Consider the following 24,499-nt stretch of genomic DNA (forward strand, 5'->3'; position numbering starts at 1 on the left):
CTCCTACAAAGTTCAGGCATTTGGCCGGGTACAGGCCACTGCCGTATATAAGGAGCCTCTGAATAACTCCGTAATGCCTCTGCGGGTCTTGAAGGCCGCAGGTGTTAGACGCAGCTCAGTGCGAATGGTCACAGTCCTTTGCAGACGCTGCCATGCCGCAGATGCGGCCTTCAAGGCCCGCCCTTCGGGGCTTGCAGAGCGGTTCACACTCTGCGTTGCGACTTCTTGCAAGGTCTGGACATTCCTGCGAAGCCGCGTCTTGATTGTGAACCGCTCTGTAAGCCAGAGGTATCACGGAGTTGTTCAGAGGCTCCATCGTTATTTGTGTGATTTTACCGGCCTCTCCGGCCAGACCAAACCACTGATTTGTTCGATCTGAAAATATTCAGTTTGTTTGATAATTGTGCTGAGGTTGAGTGAGTCATTATTTCCGCAAAGGCTTAAGCCTCCCAGTTAACTTTTGTAAGTGGTTAGGCTGGTTCTGCCACACTGGGGCTGGATTTCGCAGCTCTCACACCTTCCAGATTGGCAAAGCTGGTATCCCGTGCGGTTTTGAGGAAGTCTGTGAGATATGGTTGCTCGAGCATATCTTCCCGCACTGCTGTGTAGAGAGTGCTCCAAAGGCCCTCTTTACCCAGCCGGAGTTGGGAAACAAATCCCTTTTGCAGGTACTCGTGCAGTGCCCAATTGGGCAGGGCGCAAACCCCTCGGCCGCTGGCTACTAACTGAACCATCATCACGGTGAGTTCTGCGGTTCGAACTTCTGCGGGTTCAATTCCAGCGGGATCGAGGAAGTGCTGGAAGATATCCAGCCGCTCGCGTTCAACCGGGTAGGTAATCTGGACTTCACCGGCCAATTCCTGCGGTTCTACCCAACGCCGTTTGCTCTCCTGCGCCAGTGGGTGTTTGCGGCTTATGGCAAGACACATTTCAAAGCTGAACAGCGGCTCGTAGTGCAGTCCTTTGAGATCGGGGTCCGGGTTGGAAGTGACAACCAGGTCCAGATCGCCGCGCACCAATGCGGGCAGGGGATCGAAGTGGAAGCCGCTGCACAGGTCCAGTTCCACTTCGGGCCAGCCGTCCCGATAGGTATTCAGTGCGGGCATCAGCCACTGGTAGCAGCTGTGGCACTCGATAGCGATATTGAGCCTGCCCGCTTGCCCAGATGCCAGCCGGGACAGGTCCCGCTGTGCTATAGCTACCTGGGGCAGTATGTCCTCGCCCAACTGCAGCAGTCTCAGACCGGCACTGGTAAATCGCAGAGGCCGGGATTTGCGTATGAACAGTTCTTGGCCGAGCCGGTCCTCCATTTCGCGAAATAAGTGCGAAAGAGCCGACTGGGTCAGGTGAAGGCGCTCTGCTGCGCGTACCAGACTGCCTGTCTCACGCAAAACACTCAGCGCACGCAAATGGCGCAATTCAATCATCATTAAAATTATTCATGTTATTTGCAAAAAATATGAAATTGATTGAACAGTACTGTGCACACACAATCAAGTCAGGACTCTCGCTAATGCGACCGTTACCGAGATCGCAGCAGCGGGGTATTTTTCAATGGGGCAACTTTGTTCCCCTCACAAGAAAGAGCTTGGGAAGGCGGCCATGGTGCAAACACATATCCTCGGCTATCCGCGTATCGGAGCCAATCGCGAACTAAAGAAAGCGCAAGAAGCCTATTGGCGCGGTGATATGCCCCAGCAGCAGTTGCTGCAAGTGGGTGCAGAGATACGACGTGGTAATTGGCAAGCCCAAAGTGAGGCCGGTTTGAGCCGTGTGGCTGTGGGGGATTTCGCCTGGTATGACCAGGTTCTGAATCACTCCCTGATGTTTGGTGTGGTCGGTCAGCGCTTTAAAGAAGGAGCGGCAGACAACAAGCTGGACCAGTATTTCCGCTTGGCCCGTGGTCGCGCTCCATCAGGACAGCCGGTAGCGGCCAGTGCCATGACCAAGTGGTTTGATACCAATTATCACTATCTGGTGCCTGAGTTCTCCAATGATCAGGCGTTCTCCCTGGATAGTGAGTGGTTACTTGACGAGGTGCGGGAAGCCCAATCCCTGGGCTACAAAGCCAAGCCGGTGGTTATCGGACCACTCACTTACCTGTGGCTGGGGCGAGGTGTGGATAGCCCCCTGGATTTAGTGTCAAAACTCCTGCCTTGCTATGCCGAGTTGCTGTCTCAGCTCGCTGACCTCGGAGTTGAATGGGTGCAGTTGGATGAACCCATACTAGGCCTGGATCTGCCGGATGAATGGCGTGGGGCTTTTGATAGCACCTACCAGCAGATTGCGGCAGTAGCCCCGGGGGTGAATACACTGCTGGCTACCTATTTCTCACCTTTGCGCGAGAATTTGGAGCTGGTATTTTCCCTCCCTGTGTCCGGGGTACATATTGACTGTGTACGCGCACTTGAAGAACTTGAAGCTGCGGCCCAGCTGGCAGGTAAGAACAAGGTTCTGTCTGCGGGTGTGATTAATGGGCGCAATGTGTGGCGAGCAGACCTCAACCGCTGGCAGGGCACTTTGCGGCCTTTGGCGAAACAGTTGGGAGATCGCCTGTGGCTATCAGCCAGTTGCTCCCTGCTCCATAGCCCTGTGGATCTGGATACAGAGATCAAGCTGCCCAGTGAGCAAAAACAGAAGCTTGCTTACAGCCGCCAGAAACTTCAGGAGTTGGCTCAATTACAGCAGCTGCTCAATGAGGACACAGAAATCTCTGCCTCAGGCGGAGAGAGTGGCATAGCCGAGGGCTCTATTGCTGATCAATTACGGGATACTTGGCGTCAACAGTGCTTTCAGGATCGCTCTTTAGTACAGGCCAAGCGTTGGAAATTACCACTGCTGCCCACCACCACAATAGGCTCATTCCCACAGACGGATCTTTTGCGCGGTGTGCGCCGCAAGTACCGCAATAGCGAAATTTCTGAAGCGGATTATTTAGAACATCTACGGGCTGAAATTGCTGAAGCTATCCGTCGTCAAGAAATACTCGGTCTGGATGTACTGGTGCATGGTGAGGCTGAGCGCAACGATATGGTGGAATATTTCGGGGAGCAGCTGGATGGTTTTGTACACACCGGTAATGGCTGGGTGCAAAGTTATGGCTCTCGCTGTGTGAAACCCCCGATTATTTTTGGTGATATCTCCCGACCTAACGCTATGACAGTAGAGTGGAGCAGCTATGCCCAGAGCCTTACTAATAAGCCGGTAAAAGGTATGCTCACCGGCCCGGTCACAATTCTCAACTGGTCCTTCCCGAGGGAAGACATCCACCGCAGTGAGAGCTGTCTGCAAATTGCCAAGGCATTGCGGGAAGAGGTGTTGGATCTTGAGGCGGCCGGTATCGGGATTATCCAGATTGATGAACCGGCTTTGCGTGAGGGAGTTCCCCTTCGAGAGTCTGAGCACCAGGATTATTTTGCCTGGGCGGTAGGGTGTTTCCGCTACACCTGTAGCGAAGTAAAAGCGGAAACCCAGATCCACACTCATATGTGTTACAGCAATTTCAATGCAATTATGGATGCCATTGTTTCCCTTGATGCGGATGTAATTACTATTGAATCAGCTCGCTCCGATTTGCGCCTACTCAGCGCGTTTGCAGACAAGGCCGGTGGTTACCCCAATGAAATTGGACCTGGCATTTACGATATTCACTCACCCAATGTGCCGGAAAGGGGGGAGCTGGTTGAGCGACTTAAGAAAATTGCACAGGTGGTGCCGGTTGAGCGACTTTGGGTAAATCCAGACTGCGGCCTTAAAACCCGTAACTGGGCTGAGGTCGGGTCATCCTTGCTGAATATGGTAGAGGCTGCGCGCACTGTGCGCACAGAACTGGCCTAGCCAATTTATAAATAAAAAAACCGGCAATCATTTGGATTGCCGGTTTTTCTTTTCAGTTTTTCCCGCTACTGTTTTTTTCGCTTACTGGGACTTGGTGGCTACTGTAGTAGTGTTATTTAATTCAAATGGCACTGAAGGGTGGAAAGGTTTAATACCCAAGGCAGTGTAAAGCTCATCCGGGCGATACATATTCTGCCCCTCGAGCACCAGTGCAGTGCGACGTAACGCAGTGATATCCTCAAGGGGATTTCCCTCCAGTAAAACCAGGTCTGCATTTTTACCCACCGCAATACTGCCAGTGTACTCGTCGGCCCCCATAACTTGTGCCGGTACCAGTGTGGCCGTGCGCAGCACATCAATATTGGGAATACCGGCTTTGGCATAGAGTTCCAGTTCGCGTAACAGGGTAAATCCGGGGATGCCATCGGAGCCCGCGACCATAGTGACCTTGTGTTCGTGTAGTTTGAGCATCATGGCCAGCAGGGCTTCAGCTGAAAGGTCGTAATCATCCCGGTGTTCCGGCTTCACATCCAGTTCGGCGCCAACAAAAGCGCGCTGGATATTCACTGGAAGGTGGTCGGTAATATCGGCAAATTCAGGATCTACTTTGCCCGGCTGGCGCAGCAACATCGAGCTGAATACGGTGGTGGTTGCGTCTACGACAGTGCCTTTCTTGGCTAGCTTATCCAGGAAAGCAGCCACTTCTTTGCTATCCAGATCCAGCTCGTGAGCGTGTTCCCCGATTTCTGTAAAGCGAAGTCTTTTACGGGTATCTATCTTGCCCATAAAATTCAGGAACAGCATATTGATATGCTGAATTTCATCAAAGCCCGCGTCCACTGCTTCTTCGGCGGTCATAAATGCAGGAATATGACCGGACAAACGCATACCATTTTCGTGGATATGCTTGGCTAAGGGAGCGATCCACTCGGGCTCCATCGAGCTGTAAGTTTTAATTTGCTGATAGCCGCGATCGGCATACCACTCGACAATATCCTTCGCTTCTTCCAGGCTGTCCGCAGTCTTGCCCATTCGCATGGCATTTTCACTTTCCCGGTCCATAAAGCCCGCACGGAAAAGGTCGCCGCCAATGATTTGCTCTGACTCAAACATCCCTTCAATACGCATGATACTTTCATGGGTATTACCGATGTCGCGAACATTGACAATGCCAGCGGCCATATTCAGAACACCATCGGTAGGGGATAAGTGCGCGTGCATATCCCAGAGGCCGGGGATCAGCGTATGGTTACGGGCATCAATGGTGGTTGCCCCGTTGGCTTTGATCGGTTTTTTACTGATTTTTGCGATCTTTCCATCTTTGATCAGAACATGCTGCTTTCTCTGCAGTTTGCCAGATTCAACATCAACCAGGTTGACGTTGCTGATCAGGATGGGTTGGGTTGATGTGTGGGTATGTTTCTTGGCAATACCTTGCAGGTACTGGTCTGCGGCTGCGACTTGCCGGGTTTTCAGTTCTTCGAGGTGAGATTTATCCCAGCCTTTGCGCAGGATGGCGAACCATCCCCCCTCATCGGAGGCAAATAAATCCCCATTGTCATCATACCAGGCGAGATCTGGGGTAAAGCCCAGGCCGCTTACGCCGTAAAGGTGGACCGTTTTCTTTTTCTCGCCTTGTTGCAGGGTCACTTTATCAAGCTTATGGAGGCGTGCTTTTCCTTGCGGCAGTAAATCAATATTTTGATCTGCATCGGCAATCAGTGCTTTTACCAATTGCGTCTGTACGGCAAGGGTGCTGTTCTTGGGAATATAAAATTGAGCTTCGGAAGTTTTTGCACTGCCATGTTCATCGGAACCTTTCCAGCGAGCGATACCATTTTCCAGGGAAAATTCTTCGCTGACTGGAGCACCAAATGGGCTGATTCCTTCAATGGATAATTGCTCGGGCATTGCCGCCTCACCGATAGTGAAGCTCTCCTTGAGGTTTAGGCGACGGTTATTCCAGCCGAGCTTTAATTCACCAGATACTTTTGTGCCATCCTGGTGAATAACTTCAGAGCCGGCAATGCCCTCTTTATCGTAAAAAATATATTCGATTGATTTTGCGTAAGCGGTATTGGCTGCGGCTAGAACTGTGGCTGCGATAAGCGTTGCCAGTGTTTTTTTTCTCATGAATTGTCCCTTTTCTTGTTGTAATACCGGTGATGGACTTTGGCTTCTTTTCGGTGAGGGGGCAAGCAGCTTAGGGGCGCAAGCGGCGGGAGGAAAAGCGGGAGCGGTAGGGCGTTCTTTGATGTTTTAACTTTCGGAGTAAGGTAAAGGTATTGCGAGAGCGCTTACTTGTAAGCACTCTCACAATATTGCTTTAGTCTATGAACTAAGGGTTGCGAGAAAGGTTTTCGTTGCCGGTTGCCTGCACGACAATATTGTCTTCAATACGCACGCCGCCGAAGGGGCGGAAGCTGTCGACCTTATCCCAGTTAACCTCGGCAGCGAGGTCTGAGTCTTTTAGCTCTCCCAATAGGCTATCGATAAAGTAGAGTCCAGGTTCGATGGTAAATACCTGGTTCTCCTCGATAGTTCTGCTGGTACGCAGGAATGGGTACTCGGCCGGTGGGGGTGTCATGCCTCCATCGGGGCCGGTCTGGTGACCGCCGACATCGTGTACCTGGAGGCCGAGGAAGTGACCCAGGCCGTGTGGCAGGAAGGGGCGAGTTAAGCCGGATTCCACGGCATTCTCGGCAGAGGTTTTGATTATGTCAAATTGGGCCAACAGCTCTCCCACATTTAAGTGGCACTGGCGATGTAGTTCCGGGTAAGGCAGGCCAGGTTTGAGGCCGTCTACTAGCTGCAACTGCTTTTCATCCATAGTCGTTACCAGCTCTGCGAACTCATTATCGGCATAGGCGTAGGTGCGAGTGATATCAGAGCAGTAGCCATTGCAGTCAGCACCCGCATCGATCAGGAAGCTTTTCAGCTGCGGCTCAGGCAGGCGCTCAGTAGACAGGTGGGTGTAGTGCAGGATTGCGGCGTGTTCATTCAGGGCAACAATGTTGCCGTAGGGCATACGGTTCTCGCCTTGGCCAGCAGCGCCCAGGTAGGCTTGATTGATCTCAAATTCACTGGCGCCACTGCGGAAAGCCTGTTCGGCGGCGCGGTGCCCATTGACCGCAATGCGGTTCGCCTCACGCAGGCAGGCGACTTCATAAGGCGTTTTATAAGCGCGAGCCCAGTGCAAGCGGTTGATCAGAAGCTCCGGATTTTCCTCTCCCAGTGACCAGCCTTGCAGCTTGTCGCTCTCACCGATAAAAGCGGCATTCTCCGGGCTCAGGAACGCCTGGGCATCGGTCGGCTTGCTCAGTAGTTCGATATCGTAGAAATCGCTCCAGAAGGTCTGGGGTGCCGGCGGTACATAGTGCCAAAAGTCTACTGGACGGTAGAACAAAAGCTTTGGCTTTTGTCCGCGCTGATAGATAACCCAGCTGTGGGGGTTGTCGGTAATGGGAACCAGTGCCTTAAAGTGGGGATTCACCTTAAACGGGTAATAGTTATCGTCCAGGAACTGCACCCTGGGAGCGCCACTGAATACGTTGAGGGTATCAAACCCGCTCTGCTCGAGGATTTCGTCGTAGCGGCGGCACAGGGTGGCCATATGATCGGCGTAAAGGTTTTTATCCATGTTCTCCCCGGAATGGATCGCTGAATCGTAAAGTCGGCATAGTGTATAGTCTGGACTCTGGATATTTGGCCTGAAATTTGACCATGGAAAAGAAGATACTGCTGACCGACTGCCCCGATGATAAGGGCCTGATCGCAAAGATTACCAATATTTGCTACAAGCACCAGCTGAACATCATCAAGAATGATGAGTTTGTGGACCGGGTTGAGGGGCGTTTCTTTATGCGCACTGCCCTGGAGGGTATCTTTAACGATGCCACCTTCCTGGAAGATCTGGATATGACGCTGCCCCAGGGCGCAGAGCGTCGCCTGGTATCCATAGAGCGCAAGAAACGCCTGGTGTTGATGGTTACCCGTGAGCCCCACTGCCTGGGTGATATCCTGATGAAGTGCTATTCCGGCGCTATGGATGTGGAGATCGCGGCTGTTATCGGCAATCACCCGGATCTGGAAGGACTGGTACAGAAGTTTGATATTCCTTTCCACTGTATTTCTGCAGAGGGGATGGAGCGCGGAGCTCACGAGCAGCAAGTGGCCACCTTAGTGGATGAGTACAACCCGGATTATCTGGTACTGGCCAAGTATATGCGCGTACTGACCCCTGATTTTGTTGCTTGCTATAGTGGACGCATTATCAACATCCACCATTCTTTCCTTCCCGCATTTATTGGAGCCAAGCCCTATCAGCAGGCCTACGAGCGTGGAGTAAAAATTATTGGAGCCACAGCGCACTTTGTTACCGATGATCTGGATGAAGGGCCGATCATTGAACAGGATGTGATACATGTGGATCATGCTTATTCGGCAGAAACCATGGCGGATGCGGGTCGGGATGTGGAGAAGCTGGTGTTAACCCGTGCCCTGCAATTAGTGCTGCAAGAGCGGGTGTTTATTCATGGAAATAAGACGGTGGTATTTAAATAGTAACTCTATAAACAATGCTAACCTGGCGCTGGTAGTAAGGGTGCGGGCTGGTATTCAGAGAGGATTTGGAGTGAATAAAAAAAATGTTGGTAGTTTTCAGGTGCGGTTGTTTATTATCGCTGGCCTAGCGTTTCCTATTTTTCTAGGCGCCTGCTCCAATAATAAGCCGATTCCCGGAATGAAAGAGTCATTTATCACTGAGATTGCTCAAAACGGAGCCAAGCGTTTTACATTTACTCTTGAGAGGGATCGGCAGGATCTTCCTCCCCCGGTTTCAAATCAGCCTAATGCTCAACGTCGAATGCAGCGGGATACTATCAGTTTGGGAGGCCGTTCTAGTGACCGTGTAGAACGTTATTTAGACTGGGCACTCGAACAAAAGATGTTGGAAACCGGCTTCTGTGAACGTGGCTATTTTGAAATTGAACGCGTTATTTCCGCAGATGGGGGGGAGGTGCGTGGAGAATGCAGAGAGGGCGCTTTTTAGCGCCTTTCTGAATAGTTGCTGTGCAGTAATCCAAGTAAATATAAAGAGATAGGGGCTCTTTGCCAGCTATTGTAGATAATAATAATGAAGTCTGAATCAATATTGGAAATGGTGTCTACCCAGCAGATTATTGCGGTTTTTGATCTAATATCAGATATTATTTTTTGGGTAAAAGATGAGTCTGGTTACGTAGTACATTGTAACCGAGAGTTTATTGAGCATGTTGGATGTAGGTCCCTTAATCAGGTTGTGGGCCGCTCTGATATGGATTTTTCTCCCTCTTATCTCGCAAAAAACTATATGCGTGATGACCAGCGAGTGATGGAGGGCGAAACGATTACAGATCGACTGGAGTTGAATATAGGAAAAAGTGGAGAGTTGGTTTGGTTTACGACATCTAAGCGTCCACTGAAGAGTCCCACTGGCAAAATCATCGGTACCTATGGCGTAGCTCGTGACCTCAATGAGACTGTTAAAACGCTTTCCAGAATGGATAAGCTGAAAAAGCCCGTTGAATATATTAAAAATAATTACAGTCAGCCGATTACGGTTGAACAGCTGGCAGAAGTGGCCAGTTTGTCTGTTAGCGCCCTTGAGAGACGATTTAAGAAGTATCTGGAGAAAACTCCAATGCAGTTTGTCAGGGAGGTTAGGTTAGAGAACTCCCGTCGTATGTTGGTGGACACTCAGCGGCCAATATCTGAAATCGCATACCGTGTCGGATTTCCATCTCACAGTTACTTCAGTAGACATTTTAAGAGCATGTTTGGGCAGCTTCCTGCCATTTATAGAGAAGAAGTTCAGTCTCAACTTTGAGTACGATAGATAATTCCTGACCTATTTAGAGATGGATAATCAATAGAAGTTTTTTGTTGAAATGGTTTGGTACTGGCATTCTCCCCTATAAATATAATTTATCTATTTGTTGAATATCCTGTAAATCCATAATCGGATTTTGGCTTTTCATACTTTCTAATACCTTTCCCTTGGTGTCCTCAAAAATTCCAAACGCCGATTTTGTTCTATTCCTGTCTCAGTTTCTATTACCCCCTTATCAAGTTTTTTTCTTAGGGTTTTAGTGCTCAACAAGTGGACTGTCATCAAGGGGTTTAGGGTCCCCTGACGGTTTCTCGCCCCTCTCCAATTTGGAGAGGGGATCTTTTAAAAAACTTATAAGAAAAGAAAGTTGGGATACTATGAAAACAGTCAAGAACAATAGACGAACCAAGGTTAAAATCTGGAGTTGGGAGATAAAGCAGAAATCGCTAGTCTCCGCTATCTCATTAGCTATTAGTGGTGTGGCTATTGCTGATGATCTCTCTGAAAAAGACAAGCCGATGGATCATATTGAAGTAATCGGAATTCTAGAGAGTAATACCAGAAACCTGGAAATTAAGCGGGACTCTAATGCTATTGTAGATGCGATAACCGCCGAAGATGTAGGCAAGTTCCCGGATAAGAATGTTGCAGACTCACTTCAGCGCGTGCCTGGAATCACGATCACCCGCACTGGTGGTGAGGGTAGTAGGGTTAGTATTCGCGGCACCAGTACTGAGTGGACCTTGACGCAGTTAAATGGAAACTATATTGCGACGTCTGATGGAGGGGCGCCATCCCGAAGCTTTAATTATACTTTGCTGCCATCAAATATGATTAGCAAAGTAGAGGTTTACAAAAGTCCGGAAGCCAGAATTGATGAAGGGGGAATTGGCGGAACGGTTATTCTTCATAGCCGTAAACCATTGGAAATGAATTCTGGTGAGGGTGTTATTACGACTGAAACCACTTATTCAGATACCAATGAGCAGTGGGAGCCTCAATATAGTGCTTTTTACTCCTGGAAAAATGACAGTGAAACCTTTGGTATCCTGGCTGGCTATACCAAGCAGGACAGAACCGTAACCTCAATCGAAAACTACGCGAGCCATTGGCGATTCCATTCAGATACGGTTGAAGGTGCTGAGCGTCCGGCAATTGTTGACCAGGAAACTGGTGAAGTTTACAACAATGTTTGGGCGCCCAGAGCTATGGGTATTGGTAATCATGAGCAGGATAGGGCCAGGGATGGTTATCAAATTACCACTCAATGGCGGCCAACTGAGCGCTTGGAATTTTCTCTGAACTATTTCGGTTCCCAGTTGGGATACGATACCCGTAGTCAGAGCCTCACCTTAGCTGAATGGAATGATAACCATAACCCCTACTTTGGCGTTGAGCTGGAAGGGGATACCGTAGTTACCTATGGCAACGGTGATAACGGTCTGCTAAATGCTGATAACTGGGGCGATGCTGATGTCAATGGTGGTGTCGAGGTAGAGCGAGGTTTAATGTCTCCGCAATTGACCGGGCAGGATAGCTACGGTGAATCAGAATCTCATACCTTCGACCTCGAAATTCTTTATGAAGGTGACTCTTACACAGCAGCAGTAAATATTGGACGAAGCTCTGCAAAGGGTGGTGTCTCCGAAAGAATCATGGCAAATATGGATGCACGTTATGGTTCCGTAAATAGTTGGTTGTGGTCTATTGCCGACGGGGAACCTAGCTACGAAATCTCTACAGATCTCACCTCGGATCAAGATGCCTATCCATACTATGACTGGTTTAGTTCTGACGCTACCCAAAATCGGGATAGGGAAGATTATTATCAGCTTGACCTGGGATTTGATACCAATTGGGGAATAGTCAACAAAGTCTATGTTGGTACTAAATATCGGGATCATGAAACCAAGTCCCTAAGAGATACTTTCCTGTGGGATGACGGTATCTTGGATAACGGTGGTTATCGTGGGTGGTTGTCGGGTACAGAATGGTTCCACAACCCGGATTTTCATCCAGATACTTCGATCTTACTTGGTAGCGACGTAATCGATAATAGCGCAGGCGATACCGGGGCTATTAACTATCTACCTTTTGATATAGATGCGCTTAAAGCCTACGTTAGTGATAATTTTACCCGGACTGTAGTTCCTGTGTTATCCGGTACTTATACCATCGAGGAGAACATATTTTCACTTTACGCACAGGCGGACTTTGAGTGGGAGGCTTTCCGGGGTAACTTTGGTGTTCGCTATGTTAATACTGACCTAACTACCTCGACGTACGATGACATCATTGGTCAAGAGACAGATATCACCAATGCAAATAACCGAAGTGCTGATAGTGAAAACTTCCTGCCAAGTTTGAATATTGCCTGGGATCTAACTGATGACCTTGTAATACGATTTGCTGCAGCAAAAACCATGTCTCGAGTTAGTTATGCTGATTTGGGGCAGGCTGAGTCTTATGGTCCTCCTGTAAATATTAACTCGCCGGATTCTTGGACTGGCCGTGGGACCGGCACTTCAGCAAATACTGGGCTAGAGGCGATGCTCTCCAACCAATTCGACCTGGGAATTGAATGGTATTACCTTGATGGTTCCGCACTTGGGGCAACACTATTTAGTAAGGATATAAGCAACCTTCCTATAACCACAACTGAAGTTGTATTACGTGAGCACAATTGCTGTAATGGACCCATTGAAGTCGATATGACCACAAAAACGGGTGGCGCTGAGGCAACTTCAAGAGGCGTTGAGCTGTTTGCACAACATGCGTTCGAAAGTGGTTTTGGAGTAATGGCAAATTATACTTACACTGACACCAGTACTTCAGGGGTGTTTGTTAATGGTGAAGAAACTGAGGCAGAAATTCCTGGAACGGCTAAGCACCAGTACAATCTTTCCGGATACTATGAAAATGATTTGTACAGTGTGCGAGCATCTTACAACTGGAAAGATGACCGAGCTGGGGGGCTTCACCAGGGGTATAATTTATACGATAAAGCTTATGGGCAGCTTGATCTTAATGCCAGCTTTACCTTCAATGAAAATCTCAATTTCACGGCATCTATCATTAATTTAACAGAGGAAAAGACAGAGGGGTTCTGGAAGCAGGAAAACAGGATGACTTATTATAATTACTCTGGGCGCCGACTTTATATTGGTGCAAACTATAAATTCTAATACCTCGTTGATCGTAGTATTGGGTGTAGAGTGTAAGCTCTACACCATTTTTTTGACTATCGATATTAGATTATAGAATTCACATAACTACATAATAAAAAATGAGCATAAGTATGAAACAATCGACACGTAGAGCAATGCAGGCTGCTTGTGCCACCATTCTATTTCAGACTGGTGCATACGCAGATATTGAAGTGGTCAATTCGGATGTCTGTCCCTCGGACACTACAACAGTAAGCTATTCTGAAGCGCTTAATTATCCTGATGAATTTTGTGATCTTCTCAAAAATGGTGATTTGGTTGGTTTATCAGAAGGGTCTTCAATAGAACATCTGGGAAATAATTGCCAATTGACGAGTAATGAAGGTCGCCAATTATCCATGACATTATGCAAATCTGAACCTTCAGCGCCTCATGTTGTTAGTGGAAGCAGCTGTGCATCTGATGCAAGTCCGATCACCTATCTTGAGGCTCAAATCTATAAAGATGAGCTGTGTTCCGTTCTGGGGGACTGGGAAATTGCAAATCTTGCCGATAATGCCTCCATGGATGGCAGTGGGTATGGGTGTGGTTCACGCAAAAATGAAATCCGTGAGCTGGGCTCAACTCTGTGTAAATCTGATACTCCTCAGGAAAGTGTGTCAGCGCCTAAAGTTGCTTACGTAGAAATTAATAGTAATAACCTGGGCAATGCAGGCTGCTTTACAGAGAGCGATGGCAGCCAGTTGTTTGATATAGCTGTGATCTTCGCAGCAAATATTAATTACGATGGTCAGAAAGCTGTACTGCATTTTAATGACCAAGTGTCAGACTTGCTCAATAACAATTTGAGTACAGTACAAGACTTGCAAGACAAGGGTACGAAAGTGGTACTCAGCGTTCTCGGAAATCACCAAAATGCAGGTTGGTCTTGTTTTGCCGATGAGCAATCCGCTGATGACTTTGCTCAGCAGTTGAAAGATGCAGTGGATCAATATGGTCTGGATGGTATTGATATTGATGATGAGTACTCACAGTGCAGCCAAACCTATTCTGACTCCCTGGTTAAAGTGACTAGTGCATTGCGAGAGAAAATGCCGAATAAAATCATTTCCAAAGCACTCTGGAGTGATACCGATGCTTTTCAGGCTGAATGGAATGGCAAGAAACTGGGCGATCAACTAACTTATGGTTGGGAGATGAGCTATTGGTTGGGCTCAAGTTGTACTTCAAGAATCCAGAAGTATATCAACCTGGGTGTTGATAAGTCTAAGCTGGGTGTTGGAGCTTCCACTGTGATGAATGGTGCATCTACTGCAAGTGCTTTGGCCTCCTGTAACGAAAATAATAACCTTGGTGGCGGCACTATGATATTTAATGTGACTAAAGATTCTAGCAGCTACCTTTCTACAATATGGCCAGGTACTTCAGAGATCCCTAATTGCCTTAAGTGATTATATAAATCCTGGCTGATAGCCCCGTGGGAATTGGCATTAGTCGATGAAGCGGGGTAGTTCTAATAAAAAATGGATTTTGAAAAGTAGTTCAAGAGAGCGAAAAGGGTGTGCTCAATTATTGATTCTGGTACTTATCTAAAATTACTATTTTGGGCCAACTTTCATTTTTTGAGTTAAGCGGGGATAGCCTGATATATTTTTACACTGGTAAAAGTAATGCTTCCCCTAATCAGTACGTAGAAACAACTTTACGAAGCCATTACTACCTTTCCTCCTTCGCAAACAGATCCATTATTTGGCCGATCATACCAAAACTTAATTGGCTTTCGAGCAGCATGGGCGGCCAGAACTATGCTTTGAATTTGTTTAATTGAATCCTCAGTAACTCCCTGAGAATTCCCGACCTCAACATATATGCGCTTACCGTCTCCATCGGTACATGCGGAATTAATTGCTTGAGGAAAATTGATCTCTAGTCTTCCATCGGGCAAAACGCCTACTGTTTCAGAAACTTGATAACTAGGCATCCCGACACTTGCCGATACTATTGATGAAAAAGAAGTGCACAGAAAGAGTAGGCCAATAGAGGTTTTTTTCATTTGGAAGTCCTTTTGGAGAGGCTTAAGCAAGTTAGATTACTTGCAAGCTATAAGAGGCTAAGTTTGGATGAAGTTAATGTCAATCAACTGGATAGCAAGCCGGGTGAAAAAAGCGGGCATTAAGCCCGCTTTTAAACCCACCTGTGAGAGTGTCGGATTTTACTCAGCGTAGCTCTCAATCGGAGGACAGGAGCAGATCAGGTTGCGGTCGCCGTATACGTTGTCGATACGGTTAGCAGCCGGCCACACCTTGTGCTCTTTTAACCACGCCGCCGGGCGCGCAGCGATATCGCGGGAGTAGCTGTGGGTCCATTCTTCGCTCATTACATCCTCAAGGGTGTGGGGAGCGTTGTGCAGCGGGTTGTCTTCAGGAGTGTACTTACCGCTGGTTACGTCTTCCACTTCCTGGCGAATTGTTGCCATCGCTTCGATAAAGCGATCCAGCTCACCTTTAGATTCACTTTCGGTAGGCTCGATCATCAGGGTGCCGGCTACCGGGAAGGACATGGTGGGAGAGTGGAAGCCAAAGTCCATCAGGCGCTTGGCGATATCCTCTTCAGTGATACCGCTGGCTTCCTTAAGTGGGCGTAGGTCAACCAGGCACTCGTGGGCAACAAAGCCATTGGTGCCGGTGTAGAGTAAGGAGTAGTGCTCACCCAATTTCTTCGCTACGTAGTTGGCGTTCAGGATCGCCATCTCGGTAGCCTGCTTCATACCCTGCTTACCCATCATGCGGATATACATCCAGCTGATCGGCAGGATACTGGCGGAGCCCCAGGGAGCGGCGGAGATGGTGCCGTTAGCTAGGTTGGTTTCCGGTACTTCAGTCACCGGGTGGGCCGCCAGGTAGGGCTTCAGGTGTTCGCCAACAGCGATCGGGCCCATGCCGGGGCCGCCACCACCGTGAGGGATACAGAAAGTTTTGTGCAGGTTCAGGTGGGATACGTCACCACCGAACTGGCCCGGAGCCGCGACGCCGATCAGGGCGTTCATGTTGGCACCGTCGATATAAACTTGGCCGCCAGCCTGGTGTACCAGGTCGCAAACTTCACGGATACCTTCCTCAAACACCCCGTGGGTGGATGGGTAGGTGACCATCAGTGCGGCAACGCGGTCGCCATGCTCTTCGATTTTGGCTTTCAGGTCTTCGATATCCACATTGCCTTTATCATCACAGGCAACCACAACCACTTTCATGCTCACCATCATGGCGGAAGCCGGGTTGGTGCCGTGGGCAGAGGCGGGAATCAGGCAGATGTCGCGCTGGGTTTCGCCCTTCGCTTCGAAGTACTTCTTGATAGCAACCAGGCCAGCGTATTCGCCCTGGGAGCCGGCGTTGGGCTGCAGGCTCACCGCATCGTAACCGGTACAGGCGGACAGCATCTGCTGCAGCTGGCGGAACATTTCCGCGTAGCCTTCCGCTTGATCTACTGGTGCGAAGGGGTGCAGCTTGCCGAACTCTGGCCAGGTGACCGGGATCATCTCGGCGGTGGCGTTCAGCTTCATAGTGCAAGAGCCCAGGGGAATCATGGAGTGATTCAGGGCGATATCCTTGGCCTCCAGAGACTTGAGGTAGCGCAGCATCTCGGTCTCGGAGTGGTAGGTGTTGAACACTGGGTGGGTCAGGAATTCAGTATCGCGCGCCAGGGAGGCTGGTACACCCGGGGAGCCCTTGCTGGCAATTTCGCTGTCCAGGGCGTGAAGGTCAATAGTGTGTTCGGTGCCGATAAAGGCATTGATCAGGTCGGACACATCCTGCAGGGTGGCGGTCTCACTCAGGCTCACACCCAGGGCGTCTTCACCAATTTTACGCAGGTTGATCTCAGCGGCCAGGGCGCGCTGGTAAATCTCTTCCTGCTTGGCGCCAACGGTGACATTCAGTGTATCGAACCAGCTGTCGTGGGCCAGATTGAAGCCTTCCTGCTGCAGGGCGGAAGCGAGAATATCTGCCAGGCGCTGGATGCGGGCAGCGATGGTTTTCAGGCCTTCAGGGCCGTGGTAAATCGCATAGAAAGCGCTCATTACCGCCAACAGTACCTGGGAAGTACAGATATTGGAGTTGGCCTTCTCGCGGCGAATATGCTGTTCGCGGGTCTGCATAGCCATGCGCAGGGCACGCTTGCCTTTGCTGTCGACGGAAACGCCGATAATACGACCCGGTGCGGAGCGCTTGTAAGCTTCGCGGAAGGCGAAGAAACCAGCGTGGGGACCACCGTAGCCCATGGGGATGCCGAAGCGTTGGTTACAGCCAACAACTACGTCTGCACCCATATCACCCGGTGCTCTCAGGGCTACCAGGCTCATCAGATCTGCGGCCACGGTTACCAGGGCGTTGGCTTCGTGCACCTTGGTGATGATATCGGTCAGGTCGCGTACGCGACCGGTGCTGCCGGGGTATTGCAGCAGGGCGCCGAACAGCTCGGCGGGGATATCTTTCTCCACATCGCCTACAACGACCTCGAATCCGAAGTGCTCGGCGCGGGTCTTAACGACGGCGATGGTTTGCGGGTGGCAGTCCTGGTCCACAAAGTAGACGTTGGATTTGTTGCGTTTGACCTGGCGCTTACACATGGCCATGGCTTCAGCTGCTGCGGTACCTTCATCCAGCATGGAGGCGTTTGCCAGTTCCATACCGGTGAGGTCCATAATCATCTGCTGGAAGTTCAACAGGCCTTCCAGGCGGCCCTGGGCAATTTCCGGCTGGTAAGGGGTATAGGCGGTGTACCAACCCGGATTCTCCAGCACGTTGCGCAGGATCACATTGGGGGTAATGGTGTCGTGGTAACCCATACCAATAAAGGTGCGGTAGATCTTGTTGCGCGCCGCGATATCTTTCAGCTCTGCGAGGGCCTCAACTTCATTGATCGCATCGGCCAGATCCAGCTCATCAGTCTTGCGAATGGCTTCGGGCACGGTTTTCTCGATCAGCTCTTTGAGGCTGGCAACTCCGAGGGTTTCCAGCATGGCCTCTACCTGTTTGGCATCGGGGCCAATATGGCGATGGATAAAGGCGTCGTGTTGTTCCAACTGCTGCAGCGATGGTTGGGTCATAAACTTCGTTCCTGTAGTCGCAGGGAGTCGTCGCGGTGCGCTCGCGGTTAAAAATAGCACCTGGCCTCAGTACCGCTTTTCCTGTGGAAAGCCTCGGGCCTCCGCGTTGCGGATAGGCGAGGGTAACGCTTGGGAAAATCGGTTTGCTGGCAGCCCCAGTGTTGCAATACGGAACCAGAGGGGAAGCCGGGCCATAGCGGCAGGCGCGCATCTTAGCAATCGGCGCGAGTAGGGGCAATCTGCGGGTTTTGGGCGGGGAAACTGCTAAATTTTGGCGCAAAAAGTGGGTTAAATCCTGTGAAATGGGGGCTGGGGAGATTTTGTTCTACATATGGCTGAGCAGATTTGAAGTCTGCCTATTTCACTATTAGGCCGCTCACTGCTAATGGAATGCTGAATGCCGTGCTTCTTCCCTACGTTTTTTCTTTTTTTCTCAATAAGCACACCATCTCAGCTCCTTCTACAGATTAGCCAACACCTTATTGAGAGCGACGTATCAGCCACCAAGAATTGCGATATGGGTGTAGTCAAAGCGACCATGGATGCAGCTTATGGAATGAGGCTTGTATTAGATGTCGTTTAGCCCGGGTGCTGAATCTTTAAATCCACGAATGACCGGTTATCTGGGGTGAGATTGAGGAATGTTCAAAATAGAAAGAAGTTTTGACGATATAACCACCTTAAGGAATTCAATCGATTTCCTGCAAGTAGGTAATCCCCCGAAGGGGGATGAGACTGGACGCTAACCTTGCTCTATCATTTGCCTGTCTTTGGCTATTACTTTGGGGTTAAATTCCGGGCTCAAAAATATATAACTGCCACATAGCCCCATGGCTGCTAGCAATAACCAAGTATTGTTCAATCCTATTATGGCTGCGCCAAAACCACAAACTAGTGAACCAATAACACCGCCAAAGCGAGTTGTTAATGAAAAGATGGAATCAACAGTTGACCTGACTTCGTCCTCCACTGCTTCATGTTGTAACTGGGCAGAGGCAGAAAGCCCCAGACCGATACTAAAATTAAACAATAAGAATAAACTTACAAACAGTAACAAATCTCCAGACAGCGCCAGTAACATCACTAAAGATAATTTTATCAGGCTAGCTATCAAAAGTACTTTCCCCAATTGATGGTTCAAAAATTGAGTCATCCAGGTAGTAATTCTCGCTGACAGACTGCCTAATAGCATGATCAATGCCATTAATAATCCGTACAGCCAGCCCACGGACATATCGCCTGATAAGGTCTCTAAGCGTACCGGCCAATATTTTTCGATAGCACTGGCTATTGGAGTCAGTAATATAACAGTCAACAACAAGCGCCATAGTGATGGCGAGTAGCAGGCTTTAATACCTAAACTGAGCTGGCTGGGTATTTGACTGATATTTGAAAGTCGAAAACGATCAAATACACGATTCTCTCTGATCTTTGTCTTGGTGAAGGCGAACAAGAGTAAACTACTTAGCAACGCCAATAATATAAGTCCCCGATATAGATCCAGATCATGATGTCCGAAATATTCCCCGCTTCCTACGACCAAGGCGCAGCATAGTGCACCTAGGGCTCCGATGAGTCCGGCACGAGTTGCGATACGCGCAAAACCCTCCTGTAGACTCATTGTACCTTCAGCTTGGTTAAAGCATTCTACAAACCAGGCATTTAAAGATCCTGAAAATAATGCCTGGCTAGCTCCCCATAAAAACATCGCCACCAAGGCTCCATAGAAACTTTGCCAAACCAATAGCACCACGTAACAAGTCATAGCCATTGTCAAGGAGACTAAGTATACCTTTTTCCGACCGATCTGATCCGCCAAGCTACCAGTAGGTAATTCAAAAAGCATCACTGACAACCCCATGACTGCCAGTATCATCCCCAGCTGCGGCATAGACATACCCATAGCTAAAAACAAAGGCGTTAATATAGGCAATATTAAATAGGTGGAGAAAAAGCCCCATCCCATTTGAAATCCGTATAAACGGATTAATTCTATTCGCTTCATAAACCCATCCTAAGGAACCCCTGAAAAACTCTGTAATACCCCTGAAAGCCCCGGCGGATATCAGTTGTAGGGTAATCATACTTAATGAAACATATTCAAGTATTAGAGAGGTGTTGTAAATAATTTAGAGATTGACTAAATTTAAACATAATTTTAAGGCTCTACCAGAATCATAATTTCCTGTTTAGGGGAATTCGTACTCTGTAAAAGACGAATCCCCCCCCCTGGAAAAATCAGGTTTACATTTCTGTAGTTTGAGCTTCTGGTGCTAGATACTTTTGTTGTCCAGCAGATAATTTACGGTTAATTGCCATGGCTACAGTATTCAGCGTCTCATCTTCGATCATGACCCGCTCGTGTTTGGCTTTAATAGAAATATAATCGCAATTTAATAACAGATCTTCGAACCCATTTTTGGGTGTTGAGAAGCCCTTTTTAAATACGCCTTGAATGTCAATATAGTCATTGATCAAAGCAAGGGTTTGTGTCGGGGTTGCTTCATCAGAGACACTGCTACCTTCAAAGAAAATAGCAGGTCCGCTATAGGGTTGGAGTGATTTAACATATTCGGCATAAAATAGAAATGTATCAACCATTTCCGCTTCAAAACGGCCACATTCGAGTAATCTGGAGTCTTGTTTTATAGTATCAATCATAGTTTGTTCTATGGTGATTACTACAGGATCAATTAAAAACAACATTTCAACTTGCTCTCCTAAAGCTTCCAGCTTTTGAGCAATACCGAGAGAAACCATGGCTCCTTCGCAGTAGCCCCCCAGAAAATATGGTCCACCCGGCTGCTTTTTACGTATCACGGCTAAATAGTAATCAATCAAATGGTTCAATCTAATTTGTCGACCGCTGTACACCTGTATGTTTTCCAATAATTGGACCGGACGATCGATATCAAGCTTTTCCACCAGTGGGATAAAAGTTTCTGGCCCTGCTGCCGCAGGAATCAAAAATAAACCAGTTTTATTACTATCACCATTGAAAGTCATAAATTTCCTAAACTCATTATAATCTTTCAAAAAGTCAACAATTTCATTTTCTGTGCAGGATGAAAAGTTAGGTATAGATTGTGATTTTATCTTTTCTGCCAAGCCCCTAATGGTTGGTTGTTCATTAAGTAATTTAGGCGAAACTCGGATATTACTGCGACTACAGTGATGATAAACTTTAAGTAGCAATATTGAGTCTCCGCCTAAATCAAAGAAATTGTCAAGTACACCTATGGTCTCTACACCTAATAGTTTTTCCCAAATTAAGCACAACTCGCGCTCTAATTCATTTTCTGGTTCAACATATTCTGCTACGGTGGTAAAATTGGGAAGTGGCAGTGCGTTTCGATTTAGTTTTCCGCTAATTGTCAGCGGCAAAACGTCAAGCAGAGTAAAGGTTGTTGGTATCATATAGGCAGGTAAGTGAACCGAAACAAAAGCTTTTAACTCATCAATAGTTGATTCTTGTTTTTCACTTAGAACCACATAAGCAGCAAGGTACTTATTCTCTTCTTGACACCTGTCTATTACTACCACCTGCTGCACCTTGGGATGTTGTGCAATAACAGCTTCAATTTCGCCTAATTCAATGCGATAACCCCGGATCTTCACTTGAGAATCATTTCGCCCCAAATACTCCAGCTCGCCATTAGGTAACCAACGGACTAAATCACCAGTTTTATAAAGTCGAGTATTAACCTCGCCCTCTGGTGAAATAAATGGATTTTTAATAAATTTTTCAGCTGTGAGCTCCGCCCTATTGAGGTACTCCCTGGCCAATCCTGCTCCACCTATATGTAATTCACCCGGGGCACCGATAGGTAAAGGTTTTAATCTACTATTGAGAACATATGCCTTCATATGTTTTAAGGGTCGCCCAATGTTGGAACGGGTGGTATCTTCATCGACTGTCAGCTCTTTGTAAGTTGCAGTCACGGTTGTCTCTGTGAGGCCATACATATTTACCAGCCTAATTGACTTACTACCATTGGTATCCCACCACTCTTTAAGTTGTTCAATATTTAATTTCTCCCCACCCAAAATCACTAAGCGAAGTAATTCAAGAGGTTCACCAGTGAACCTCAACGTATCAACCAGGGCATAAAATGCAGCCGGCGTTTGGTTTAACACCGTCACTTGCTCTTGCTGACACAGGCGGACGAATCCGGGAAGGTCCGTCTTGATTTCGGTTGTCGGTACTACCAGCTTTCCGCCTGTGGTCAGGGCTCCCCAAAGTTCCCAAACACTGAAGTCAAAGGTATATGAGTGATATAAGACCCAGGTATCGTTATCATTGAAGCTCAAATCTGCTTGGGTGCTTTCTAACAGCCGCATCACATTTTCATGAGTTTGTAGCACTCCCTTAGGTTTGCCTGTCGTACCTGAGGTATAAATTACGTAAGCCAAATCTTGAGGCACAATATCACTGACAGGTATGAGGCTGACGTCATCAGCTAAGGGTACAGAGGCATCTGCAAATACTAATACGGGTGTTAGCTTAAGTTCGCCAGAGAGTGCCGTAAAGGTACCAGTGTATTTATTGTCGGTGATGACTATGGGTACTTCAGTATCCTGGAGGATATACAAGGTTCTGCTTGATGGGTAATTGGGAGAGATGGGTACGTATGCGCAACCCGTTTTAAGAATTGCAATAATACTAATCACCATTTCCATGCTATGATCGAGGAAAATACCGATCAGCGTGCCGGATTTAAGATGCTCTCCATATGCTGATTGATAATCAGCCTGGAGCTTTAAAGCGAGTTGGTTAGCTCTTTTATTTAATTGGTCATAACTTAACATTTGCTGCTTAAAAGTTAACGCGGGTTTATCGGCAAATGACCTAGCCTGGATTTCAAACAATTGGTGAAGACATAAATTTTGTGGGGAGCATGGTGTGGTTTTGACCCAGTCAACCAACAAGGTTTTCCTCTCCTGCTCACAAATCAAGTCCATATCGGCAATAGGTTGCTGTACATCAGCAACTATCTCCGCCAGTATTCTTTGATATAAAGTGGAGAATCTAGTAATTGTCTGCAGGTCAAATAAACTAGTAGAAAAATTAATAAAACCGTCAAGTTCAACCTGCCCGTCATTAATATGTAAACTTAAATCAAATTTAGCAGGGGAATACTCTTGATTATACTGCGTGCCCTCTTGTAATTCATCATCTGAAAGTCCTCGGTTAAGCTCGCTTAAGGGCTGCTGAGTAAATGGAAGACTTTTATCTTCTTCGCGGATCTTCGACGAGGTATTCTCTAGGCTGAATACGACCTGAAACAAAGGATGACGGGAAGGGTCCCGCTCCACATTAAGCAGTTTAACTAATCGTTCAAAAGGTAGCTCCTGGTGAACTTTGGCTCCTAGAACAAGCTGATGAACTTTATCTATCCATTGTGCAATTGTGAAGCTCTCATCTATTTCTCCCCTTAACGCTAATAGGTTAACAAAAAAACCTATCACGCCCTGAGTTTGTGCATGGTGACGATTTTCTGACGGTGTGCCGATAACTAAGTCTTTCTGGCCGCTTAAAGTCGAAAGTAACAGATAAAAACCGCTAAGCATTAGACTATACAGTGTTGTCTTCTGTTCTCGGGCTAACAATCTTAATTGCTGTGAAAGTTTTGTATCCAAAGAAAATTTCAAAATCTGCCCACGGTAATCGAGTTGGGGCGGACGTGGTCTATCTGTGAATAAATGAAGTGAGTTGTAACCATTCAGTTGCTCAAGCCAGTAATTCTCTAGATTTCGTAATTCTTCTCCTTGTAAAAATGCTCTTTGCCATACGGCATAATCGCTGTATCGAATGTCTATCTGTGCGAGCTGTGGCTCCTGCCCAAGACAGTAAGAAGAATAGGCATGAGATAATTCGGTAAAAAAAATCTGTGCTGACCAGCCATCAAATGCAATATGGTGCCAGACAAAAAGTACAAAAGCTCCTTGGGGAGAATCAAGTCGAATAACCCTAAACGGTCTTCTTTTGGCCAGGTCAAAGTCCTGCTCTATGGCTTCTTGCAGTCCATTTAACAGAGCAGCATTGTCCTTTTTTGATATACAGCGAATAGTTAAGGGGATATCAAGGACCTGCTGGTAAGCATCACCATTTTCATGAAGGCGATAAATGGTATTGAGTATGGGATGGCGTCTAACCATATACTGAATGGCATCTACTAATGCCGGGTAGTTAATATTATCGGATAGTCGAATCAGGTGCGGGATATGATAGGCATTACTTCCTTGCTGCCACTGATGAATAAATAATAACCTCTCCTGGGCAAAACTAAGTTCAGATTTCTCTTCGGGTACAGAAAATATTATCCTATTGATGAAGTCACTTTTACTGTAAATGTGATTAAATTTTAATAAACGGATTAATGATGACTTGTGTTCTTTGATTGACTCTAATAGATCGCTGTCTGACAAATCTTTTTTACTGTTCAGGCGTAGCTGTTCTCCATCCAGCCAGATTGCGACTTGATTGTTTTTTATTTTACTGATTAATTGATTCACTTTATT

The 24,499-nt window shown here is 47.6% G+C and carries 14 protein-coding genes; 6 read left to right on the top strand and 8 right to left on the bottom strand.

The window, feature by feature from the left end; translation table 11 throughout:
* Nucleotides 1–12: 12 nt before the first annotated feature.
* Nucleotides 13–231, bottom strand: coding sequence for a hypothetical protein (locus tag BTJ40_RS22115; RefSeq protein ID WP_157953881.1), 219 nt, complete (start codon nucleotides 229–231; stop codon nucleotides 13–15).
* 239 nt (nucleotides 232–470) lie between these two features.
* Nucleotides 471–1,427: a LysR family transcriptional regulator gene (locus tag BTJ40_RS04385; RefSeq protein ID WP_108735167.1), complete on the bottom strand. Its 957-nt coding sequence runs from the start codon at nucleotides 1,425–1,427 to the stop codon at nucleotides 471–473.
* A 175-nt stretch (nucleotides 1,428–1,602) separates the two neighbouring features.
* Between BTJ40_RS04385 and metE the strand changes: the two genes are divergently transcribed.
* Entirely contained in the window at nucleotides 1,603–3,837 is a 2,235-nt protein-coding gene (gene metE, locus BTJ40_RS04390) for a 5-methyltetrahydropteroyltriglutamate--homocysteine S-methyltransferase (protein ID WP_108731952.1), read from the top strand.
* Between the two features lie 81 nt (nucleotides 3,838–3,918).
* Here the strand turns inward: metE and BTJ40_RS04395 are convergent, their stop codons facing one another.
* On the bottom strand, nucleotides 3,919–5,970 hold the full coding sequence (locus BTJ40_RS04395; protein WP_108731953.1) for an amidohydrolase family protein: 2,052 nt from the start codon (nucleotides 5,968–5,970) through the stop codon (nucleotides 3,919–3,921).
* Nucleotides 5,971–6,175: 205 nt separating this feature from the next.
* Nucleotides 6,176–7,477, bottom strand: coding sequence for a Xaa-Pro dipeptidase (gene pepQ, locus BTJ40_RS04400; RefSeq protein WP_108731954.1), 1,302 nt, complete (start codon nucleotides 7,475–7,477; stop codon nucleotides 6,176–6,178).
* 83 nt (nucleotides 7,478–7,560) lie between these two features.
* Between pepQ and purU the strand changes: the two genes are divergently transcribed.
* From purU to BTJ40_RS04425, 5 genes are all read left to right on the top strand, one after another.
* Nucleotides 7,561–8,400 carry a formyltetrahydrofolate deformylase gene (gene purU, locus BTJ40_RS04405; RefSeq protein ID WP_108731955.1) on the top strand — a complete coding sequence of 280 codons (840 nt, stop codon included), beginning with the start codon at nucleotides 7,561–7,563 and terminating at the stop codon, nucleotides 8,398–8,400.
* A gap of 70 nt (nucleotides 8,401–8,470) precedes the next feature.
* Nucleotides 8,471–8,887: a hypothetical protein gene (locus BTJ40_RS04410; protein ID WP_108731956.1), complete on the top strand. Its 417-nt coding sequence runs from the start codon at nucleotides 8,471–8,473 to the stop codon at nucleotides 8,885–8,887.
* A gap of 84 nt (nucleotides 8,888–8,971) precedes the next feature.
* A complete protein-coding gene (locus BTJ40_RS04415; RefSeq protein WP_108731957.1) occupies nucleotides 8,972–9,703 on the top strand; it encodes a helix-turn-helix domain-containing protein in 732 nt (243 codons plus the stop codon).
* A 380-nt stretch (nucleotides 9,704–10,083) separates the two neighbouring features.
* Complete coding sequence (locus tag BTJ40_RS04420) at nucleotides 10,084–12,891, top strand: TonB-dependent receptor (RefSeq protein ID WP_108731958.1); 2,808 nt, start codon at nucleotides 10,084–10,086, stop codon at nucleotides 12,889–12,891.
* 113 nt (nucleotides 12,892–13,004) lie between these two features.
* A complete protein-coding gene (locus tag BTJ40_RS04425) occupies nucleotides 13,005–14,324 on the top strand; it encodes a glycosyl hydrolase family 18 protein (RefSeq protein ID WP_157953882.1) in 1,320 nt (439 codons plus the stop codon).
* A 251-nt stretch (nucleotides 14,325–14,575) separates the two neighbouring features.
* On the opposite strand, the gene BTJ40_RS04430 is transcribed toward BTJ40_RS04425, so the two are convergent.
* From BTJ40_RS04430 to BTJ40_RS04450, 4 genes are all read right to left on the bottom strand, one after another.
* Nucleotides 14,576–14,926: a hypothetical protein gene (locus BTJ40_RS04430; protein WP_157953883.1), complete on the bottom strand. Its 351-nt coding sequence runs from the start codon at nucleotides 14,924–14,926 to the stop codon at nucleotides 14,576–14,578.
* A 159-nt stretch (nucleotides 14,927–15,085) separates the two neighbouring features.
* Nucleotides 15,086–17,977 carry an aminomethyl-transferring glycine dehydrogenase gene (gcvP, locus tag BTJ40_RS04435; protein ID WP_108731961.1) on the bottom strand — a complete coding sequence of 964 codons (2,892 nt, stop codon included), beginning with the start codon at nucleotides 17,975–17,977 and terminating at the stop codon, nucleotides 15,086–15,088.
* A gap of 742 nt (nucleotides 17,978–18,719) precedes the next feature.
* Nucleotides 18,720–19,982: an MFS transporter gene (locus tag BTJ40_RS04445; RefSeq protein ID WP_108731963.1), complete on the bottom strand. Its 1,263-nt coding sequence runs from the start codon at nucleotides 19,980–19,982 to the stop codon at nucleotides 18,720–18,722.
* 239 nt (nucleotides 19,983–20,221) lie between these two features.
* On the bottom strand, nucleotides 20,222–24,493 hold the full coding sequence (locus BTJ40_RS04450) for a non-ribosomal peptide synthetase (RefSeq protein WP_108731964.1): 4,272 nt from the start codon (nucleotides 24,491–24,493) through the stop codon (nucleotides 20,222–20,224).
* Between the last annotated feature and the right edge of the window lie 6 nt (nucleotides 24,494–24,499).

The organism is Microbulbifer sp. A4B17, from assembly GCF_003076275.1.
Classification (GTDB): Bacteria; Pseudomonadota; Gammaproteobacteria; order Pseudomonadales; family Cellvibrionaceae; genus Microbulbifer.

Coding starts and splice junctions, on each gene's coding strand:
- BTJ40_RS04425 (WP_157953882.1), top strand. CDS start 13,005: ATGAAACAATCGACACGTAGAGCAATGCAGGCTGCTTGTGCCACCATT.
- BTJ40_RS04395 (WP_108731953.1), bottom strand. CDS start 5,970: ATGAGAAAAAAAACACTGGCAACGCTTATCGCAGCCACAGTTCTAGCC.
- metE (WP_108731952.1), top strand. CDS start 1,603: ATGGTGCAAACACATATCCTCGGCTATCCGCGTATCGGAGCCAATCGC.
- BTJ40_RS04445 (WP_108731963.1), bottom strand. CDS start 19,982: ATGAAGCGAATAGAATTAATCCGTTTATACGGATTTCAAATGGGATGG.
- purU (WP_108731955.1), top strand. CDS start 7,561: ATGGAAAAGAAGATACTGCTGACCGACTGCCCCGATGATAAGGGCCTG.
- BTJ40_RS04430 (WP_157953883.1), bottom strand. CDS start 14,926: ATGAAAAAAACCTCTATTGGCCTACTCTTTCTGTGCACTTCTTTTTCA.
- BTJ40_RS04420 (WP_108731958.1), top strand. CDS start 10,084: ATGAAAACAGTCAAGAACAATAGACGAACCAAGGTTAAAATCTGGAGT.
- BTJ40_RS04385 (WP_108735167.1), bottom strand. CDS start 1,427: ATGATTGAATTGCGCCATTTGCGTGCGCTGAGTGTTTTGCGTGAGACA.
- BTJ40_RS04415 (WP_108731957.1), top strand. CDS start 8,972: ATGAAGTCTGAATCAATATTGGAAATGGTGTCTACCCAGCAGATTATT.
- pepQ (WP_108731954.1), bottom strand. CDS start 7,477: ATGGATAAAAACCTTTACGCCGATCATATGGCCACCCTGTGCCGCCGC.
- gcvP (WP_108731961.1), bottom strand. CDS start 17,977: ATGACCCAACCATCGCTGCAGCAGTTGGAACAACACGACGCCTTTATC.